At 64.6% G+C, this 6682-nt stretch carries 7 protein-coding genes; 1 reads left to right on the forward strand and 6 read right to left on the reverse strand.

Translation table 11 applies throughout. The features are described 5' to 3' along the window. Positions 1-424 precede the first annotated feature (424 nt). The 4 genes from QW868_RS32065 to QW868_RS32080 all read right to left on the reverse strand — a co-directional run bounded on the left by QW868_RS32065 (position 425) and on the right by QW868_RS32080 (position 4185). Positions 425-1207 (reverse strand): class II aldolase/adducin family protein, encoded by a 783-nt coding sequence (locus QW868_RS32065; RefSeq protein ID WP_315813809.1) that lies wholly within the window; start codon positions 1205-1207, stop codon positions 425-427. Between the two features lie 192 nt (positions 1208-1399). Then, the gene (locus tag QW868_RS32070; RefSeq protein WP_315739241.1) at positions 1400-2065 is read right to left on the reverse strand and encodes a methionine ABC transporter permease; all 666 of its coding nucleotides are present in this window, start codon (positions 2063-2065) and stop codon (positions 1400-1402) included. Continuing rightward, complete coding sequence (locus QW868_RS32075; protein ID WP_316232427.1) at positions 2055-3176, reverse strand: methionine ABC transporter ATP-binding protein; 1122 nt, start codon at positions 3174-3176, stop codon at positions 2055-2057. The genes QW868_RS32070 and QW868_RS32075 overlap by 11 nt, the downstream gene beginning before the upstream one ends. A gap of 163 nt (positions 3177-3339) precedes the next feature. Beyond that, entirely contained in the window at positions 3340-4185 is an 846-nt protein-coding gene (locus tag QW868_RS32080) for a CmcJ/NvfI family oxidoreductase (protein WP_316232428.1), read from the reverse strand. Positions 4186-4573: 388 nt separating this feature from the next. Here QW868_RS32080 and QW868_RS32085 point away from each other — a divergent pair, with 388 nt between their 5' ends. Continuing rightward, entirely contained in the window at positions 4574-4855 is a 282-nt protein-coding gene (locus QW868_RS32085) for a hypothetical protein (protein ID WP_316232429.1), read from the forward strand. A gap of 53 nt (positions 4856-4908) precedes the next feature. Here the strand turns inward: QW868_RS32085 and QW868_RS32090 are convergent, their stop codons facing one another. Both QW868_RS32090 and QW868_RS32095 read right to left on the reverse strand, forming a co-directional pair. Further along, complete coding sequence (locus QW868_RS32090; RefSeq protein WP_316232430.1) at positions 4909-5847, reverse strand: TauD/TfdA family dioxygenase; 939 nt, start codon at positions 5845-5847, stop codon at positions 4909-4911. Between the two features lie 34 nt (positions 5848-5881). Further along, entirely contained in the window at positions 5882-6085 is a 204-nt protein-coding gene (locus QW868_RS32095) for a hypothetical protein (RefSeq protein WP_316232431.1), read from the reverse strand. Positions 6086-6682 lie beyond the last annotated feature (597 nt).

Below are 6682 nucleotides of genomic sequence, written 5' to 3' on the forward strand. Positions count from 1 at the left end.
TAGCGCCGCAACAGCCGGGCCGCAATCGCAGGTGCGAACAAAGCAATGGACGCGCTCTCAAAAGTGATCATCGCGTGCAAATTTTCTTTCTTCTCAAGCCTTCACGATCGATCTATTCTCTCAACCTCTAGCCCGGATGAGCGCAGCGACGTCCGGGGTCACACGAGCCGTGGCGGGGCAATCGCATATAAGGGGCTGTCGCGACTAACAATCCTGCTCGTTAGTTCACTCCGTCATGCCCGGGCTTGTCCCGGGCATCCACGTCGTCTCCAGCATGCCGAACGACGTGGATGGCCGGGACGGGCCCGGCCATGACCACGTGGAGAGATACGAGCACAAAACTGCGATGGTCAAATGCTGCCGCCCTGCGAGCCAGGGGGAGAGCCCGAATGTCGCTGGCGCTCATGCGGGCTACTGATGTCCTTCAGTTGAACAGATCCGGCTCCTGCGCCGTGATCCAGTCCCACAGCGGCTGGAAGCTGAAATAGCCACCCTTGTGGGTGCCGACCTGCCCCGCCGTCAGCTCGGCGATCTCGTGCGGGATCGGCTTGGTGGGACCGGCGGCCTCGGCCAACAATTGCGTGCGCGCGGCATTGTCCATCGCGATGTACCACCACGCTACAGCCTCGATGGTCGGGCCGACAGTCAGCAACCCGTGATTTTGCAGGATCGCGGCCTTCTTCGTCCCCAACGCCTGGGCGATCTTTCTGCCCTCATCGGCATCGAGCACGACGCCGGTGAACGGGTCGAACAGCACGTGATCCCCGTAGAAGGCGCAAGAATCCTGCGTCAGGGGATCGAGCAGTCGGCCGAGCGCGGACCACGCCTTGCCATAGGTCGAATGCGTATGCGCGGCGGCGATCACATGCGGATGCGCCGCATGGATCGCGGAGTGAATGACGAAGCCGGCCTGGTTGATCGGCCTGTCGCCGATCAGGATGTTGCCATCGTGATCGACGAGCTGCAGGTCGGACACCTTGATCTGGCTGAAATGCGCCGACAGCGGATTGATCCAGAACCGGTCGTGGAATTCCGGATCGCGCACGGTGACGTGGCCCGCCAGGCCCTGATCGAAACCGTAGCGGGCAAACAGGCGGAAGGTCGCCGCGAGGCGCTGCTTGCGATGCAGCCGCTCCTCCGCGAACGTGGCGGCGGGCTGGCGCTCGACGAGCGCAAACTTCCTGGGTTTCTCGACGAGCGTATTCATGGCCGTTCACCTCTTGCCTCGAGCGCGCGCGTCCATCGCGCGGTCAACTCGTTAGGCTGATGGTAGAACGAACGGCGCGAGACGATCTTTTCAAAGATCAGGGCTCACCGGAAATGCCGGCGAGCCCTCGTATCTCACGTCGACCGAAAACGTCTCCGCCGCGCCGTCGCGCCGTCGCAGCGCAATCTCTGCTCAGCGCTGCCGCAGCCGCCGATTGAGCCTGCGCGCGAGATGATCACCGACGGTCTGCACCGTCTGCACCAGCGCGATCAGGACGACGACCACGGCCAGCATCATCTCCGGCATGAAGCGCTGATAGCCGTAGCGAATGCCGAGGTCGCCGAGACCGCCGCCGCCGACCGCGCCGACCATCGCGGAATAGCCGAGCAGGCTGACCACAGCGAGCGTCAGCGCCAGCACGAGGCCCGGCAGGGCTTCCGGGATCAGCACCTTGAACACGATCTGCAGCGGCGTCGCGCCGAACGAGGACGCGGTCTCGATCAGGCCGCCATCGACCTCGCGGATCGCCGCCTCGACCAGCCGCGCGATGAACGGCGTCGCCGCCACCGTCAGCGGCACGATCGCAGCCCCCGAGCCGATCGACGTGCCGGCGACGAGGCGCGTGAACGGGATGATGGCGACGACCAGGATGATGAAGGGCGTCGAGCGCGTGGCGTTGACGACGACGCCAAGGATCGCGTTGGCCGCGGGCGCTGCGAACAACTCCCCCGCGCGGCTCGTCGCAAGGAAGACGCCGAGCGGCAACCCGAGCGAGGTCGCGACCAACGCCGCGGTCGAGACCATGAACAGGCTCTCGCCGGTGGCCTGGATGATCAGGTTGATGAGCTCAGGAGACATAGCCGAGACGCTCCGCTGCGAAGCGATGCTGTGAGAGATAGGCCAGCGTCTGCCGCGCCGCCGCCTCGCCGCCGGGAATGCCCAGGATCAGCGAGCCGACATGCTGGCCGCCGATCTCGTCGATCCGCGCCGATAGCAGCGCGACGTCGATCGACAGCTCGCGTGCCAGCCGCGCCACCAGCGTGTCGCCGGCATCCGAGCCGCGCACCTGGACGCGGAGCACCGTCTGTCCGATCGGCACAGGCTCCTGCACGAGCCGGCTCGCCAGCGACACCGGCACGGCGTCGCCGAGCACCTCGGCCAGGAACGTCTGCGTGGTCGGATGCTTCGGATGGGTGAAGATGTCGGCGACATGGCCGCGCTCGACGACGCGGCCGCCATCGATCACGACGACCTCCTTCGCAAGCTGACGGACCACGGACATCTCGTGGGTGATCAGGATGATGGTGACGCCGAGCTCGCGATTGATGTTGGCGAGCAGGTCGAGGATCGCGCGCGTGGTCTGCGGATCGAGCGCCGACGTCGCCTCATCCGACAGCAGCACGTTCGGCCGCGTCGCCAGCGCGCGCGCAATGCCGATGCGCTGCTTCTGACCGCCGGACAACTCCGCCGGGTAGCGATCATGCTTGTCGGCGATGTCGACCAGCTCCAGCAGCTCGGCGACCCGCGTCCTGATGTCGGCCTTCGACCAGCCGGCGATCTCGAGCGGGAGTGCGATGTTGTCGGAGGCCGTGCGCGACGACAGCAGGTTGAAGTGCTGGAAGATCATGCCGATCGAACGCTGCGCCAGCCGGAGCGCCTGGCCGCGCAGAGCCGAGATGTCGCGTCCATCGACGACCACCCGTCCCGCCGTCGGCTTCTCCAGCCCGTTGATCAGCCTGACGAGGCTCGACTTGCCGGCGCCGGACCGTCCGATCACGCCGGTGATGGAGCCCCGCGCGATCGCGAAGTCGATGTCCTTGAGCGCCTCGACATCCGGCTTGTCGCGATAGGCGGGATAGATCTTCGACAGTCCCTCGAAGCGAACCATCGGCTCGGCGACGAGAGACGAAGGGACGAGACAGGTCGGCACGACCGGCTCGGCGATCCCCAGGGTTGGGTGGGCATTCATGGACTGACCTTGGACTGACCTTGGCTTCAGATGCTGCAGCGCACTCGAATTGCGCTCACCATCGCCTGCGATCAGTCCAGAGGCAATTTCAGAAAATGCCCCCATGTTGGACGAAGCTTCTCACGGCGTCACCGTCCGTGAAACGTCATCCTCCTGCTCACGTTCAATCGCAGTGGAACACCAGCATCCGCAATTCGATGCTCTCGCGCGGTGGCGCATCGGCCGGCGTCGTCGGGTCGACGAACGCGGTATGCGGTCCGAACCGCGTGCGCCCGTCGGTCGCCGAATCGTAGCACTTCAGCAGCAGCGCCTCGTCGGGTGTCATGTCCGGGAAATAGAACCAGCGATGGGCGGGATTGTACGTGACGGAGTAGATCTCGCCGTTGCGGTTGGGATAGATCAGGTCGGACGCGACCAGATCATCCGGCGCGATCGTGGTCCCGTCGCACATCGCCAGCGGCGTGTCGCGCAACGGCCCGATGATTGGCCGCCACAGGTTGATCACCTGAACCCGCCCGCGCAGCAGGTCCTCCGCTTCGGCGCCGAGATGCTCACGCACCCGGTTGGCACCCGACGTCGCGGTCTGGTCCACATGCACGCGCGTCGCCGGCTGGCGCGGCCCGCCGTCACGGACGTCGGGAGCACCGGCCACACGCTTGCGCAGGGTGTGGTCGAAGATCACGACGCGATCGGCGCGCAAGGTCGCACGAATGAAGGCCTCCGCCGCCGGATAATAGATGCTACGGATTTCCTTCTCGTTGGTGAAGTCACGCACGAATGTGGGGTGTCGCACCAGCGCAAAGCCCTCACGGTCGAGCGAGAATGATTGCGCGATCGGGCGGCCGTTGAACACCGGCACCTGACGGGGCTCCGGCAGCGCGGTCGATTTCGGCTCGCCTGGCGGCGGGTCGAACGCATAGGTGCGCGGCTTGCCCGCGGTGGGCGCCAGATAGTTCAGCTCGGCGAGAACGAAGGGCAACGCTTTGATCTTTCTCTCGACCAGGCTCATGGATGTCTCCGGGCAGTTTCATGCGATTGCATGTAGCTTGATCGGCGCCGGCGGTCAGAACAAGCCGGCGCCCGAAATAGCAACGCTCCTGCTTTCGCTGCGGCCCGGCGTAGCAAGGAATTTCTCGTCGAACACAGTGCTAGACCGAAGTTTTCTTCTGTGTGTCGCGTCCTGCGCCAGGACATGGCTGGCATGACATCACCGCAGCCAGACTCGGCGCCATCGGGTCCCTTGCATTCGGGTCACGCCGCCCGCGCAGAACAATTCTTGCTCGATCAGCCTGAAAATCGCGCGACCCATTTTATTGACGGCATGCGGCGTCCTTCTACACTCAGCATCAGAGCACCAACGCGCCCCGCGCCGAACAGACACGATCCGACGCCACCGCATGTCAGCCGCACCTCCGCAGGTCTTCGCCATCGATCTTGGCCGGCGCCCGGCCTTCGTGTTCGCCGCGAATGATCACGACATGGCGCAGAGCCTAGTGCGGTCACCGCGATTGCTCCACGCGATCGACGCTTTCTGCCGGCTGAGGCGTCCTGCCCAGGCCGAACGGCTTGCGCTCCGCGGAGCAACCGACGACGAGGCCGCCGTCTATCGCGACCGCGCCGACGAGCTTGCCGACGGGGCGATCTTCCGCCTTCTCTTGGTTCATATCAGCCCGGACTGACACCGCAGGGAGCGCAGGCCCGTTCGGGCCCGCGCCTGTGCAGCGCGACCGCCCTACTCCGCGGCCTCGCTGAGCCCAAGCCGCGCCCGCGGCACCTCGCCGGTCACCACCGACACACGCTCGCCCCAGCGCTCTTCGGGATAGTAGTCCCACACCGCATGATGCTGGCTCGCCCAATTGTCCCAAACCAGCAGCGAGTTCGGCCGCCACTGCACCCGCGTCTGCAGTGCAAGCTGGCCTTCGATGTGACGGAACAGGAGCTGCAGCAGCGCATCGCTCTCGCGCCGGGTTAGCTGCACAATGTGCGAGGTAAAGGACGCATTGACGTACAGGAACTTGCGGCCGGTACGCGGATGAGTCACGACCACCGGATGCTCGGATAGCGGATAGGTCTTGCCGGGATCGGGCTTGGCGCCATAACCGGCGGTCCAGGCCAATGATCCATCATGGATGGCCGTGAGGCCATCCAGCAGCTGCTTGATCGGATCCGACAGGAATTCATGGGCCAGATACATGTTGGCGAAGGCCGTGTCGCCGCCGAGCGGCGGCGTCTTGGTCACACGAAGCAGCGAGACCGCAATCGGGCTGGGATCGCAGGACACGTCCGGATGCCAGCCGTCACCGGCGGTGAAGCGCGAATTCGCATCGGTCTTCCACGACAGGAATTCCGGATCGAACGGCCCGTCGTGCCGGAAGCGGGTCGCGGCCAGCTCGTGCCGGTGCAGCGACTTGCCGAAGCGGCGCGCAAAGCGCTTGTGGTCGTCTTTCGAGATCTCCTGATCGCGGAACACGATCGCAAGATTCTCATCGAGCGCGCGGTGGATTTCCGCGAACTGCTCGTCCGGCAGATCCTTGGTGAGATCGACGCCGCCGATCTCGGCGCCGACCGTCGGACTGAGCTGCCGCACCTTAATCGTGCGATACGGCTCGCGCCGGGCGCTGTTCCATGCCTGGATGGCCAGCTTGTCGTTGAAGTCCCTGTAGAAGCTCATGACTTATCCTTCTCGAAAGTTGCGATGTGGGAGATCAGATGACCGCGCGGCGCAGGCGTCCTCCGCCGGTCGCGACGAGCGCACGGGCCGCGCGTTCGGCCTCGCGCGCGGAGGCAAAGTGCTGTCCCTCCAGGCTGTCGAATGCGCGTTCGGATGAGAAGAAGCTGAAGCCGCGCTCGTCGGCCGTGACAATGCCGGCGGTGCGGTTGAGAACCTCGATGACATAGGCTTTGAACATGACTGATCGTTCGCCGCCTGCGTGCGGCGCTCCTGTCTGATCTGCAGATGGGTGAAGGCGTTGAAGTCGGCTGCGGCGATCAGCAACAGGCCCCGGTCGCCGCAGAGAAACAGCGGCCGGCAAGGCGCTTGCGCACCAGGCGATCGGCTGCGGTTCGGGTTCTCATCTGGCGATCCGTGGTTGAGCGATGATGATGGGGAATATCGGCGCGAGGCGCTATGCGGTCAATGAAATGGAACTTCAAAGATTGCAAACCAGCGCATCGTTTATTTCAGAACGACACATCTCGACGCAAATAGTCGCTCGCTTATCCGGAAGCTGGGATTGAGACGGACTTGCAGATGACGCGGCGTGGGACATCGTACGACAAAAGCTTTCTCCACGTTTCAAACAGCAGGCATGGCTCGGGGATCTCGCGGCCGCATGCGCCCGAGCTTTGCATTCGTTCGACCTCTCCCTTGAAGAAGAGGCGCAGGGAAGACCGGGTATCGGCTGATACCCGCGGTCCGCGTGCAGCAGAAAAGCACGCGGCAGAACCACAGGTTCAGCCCAATATCCGGCCTTCCCTGCGCGACGGTTTGAACGGGTAGAGTCGAG

The organism is Bradyrhizobium sp. SZCCHNR1051 (genome assembly GCF_032489615.1).
In the GTDB taxonomy this organism is placed as follows: Bacteria; Pseudomonadota; Alphaproteobacteria; order Rhizobiales; family Xanthobacteraceae; genus Bradyrhizobium.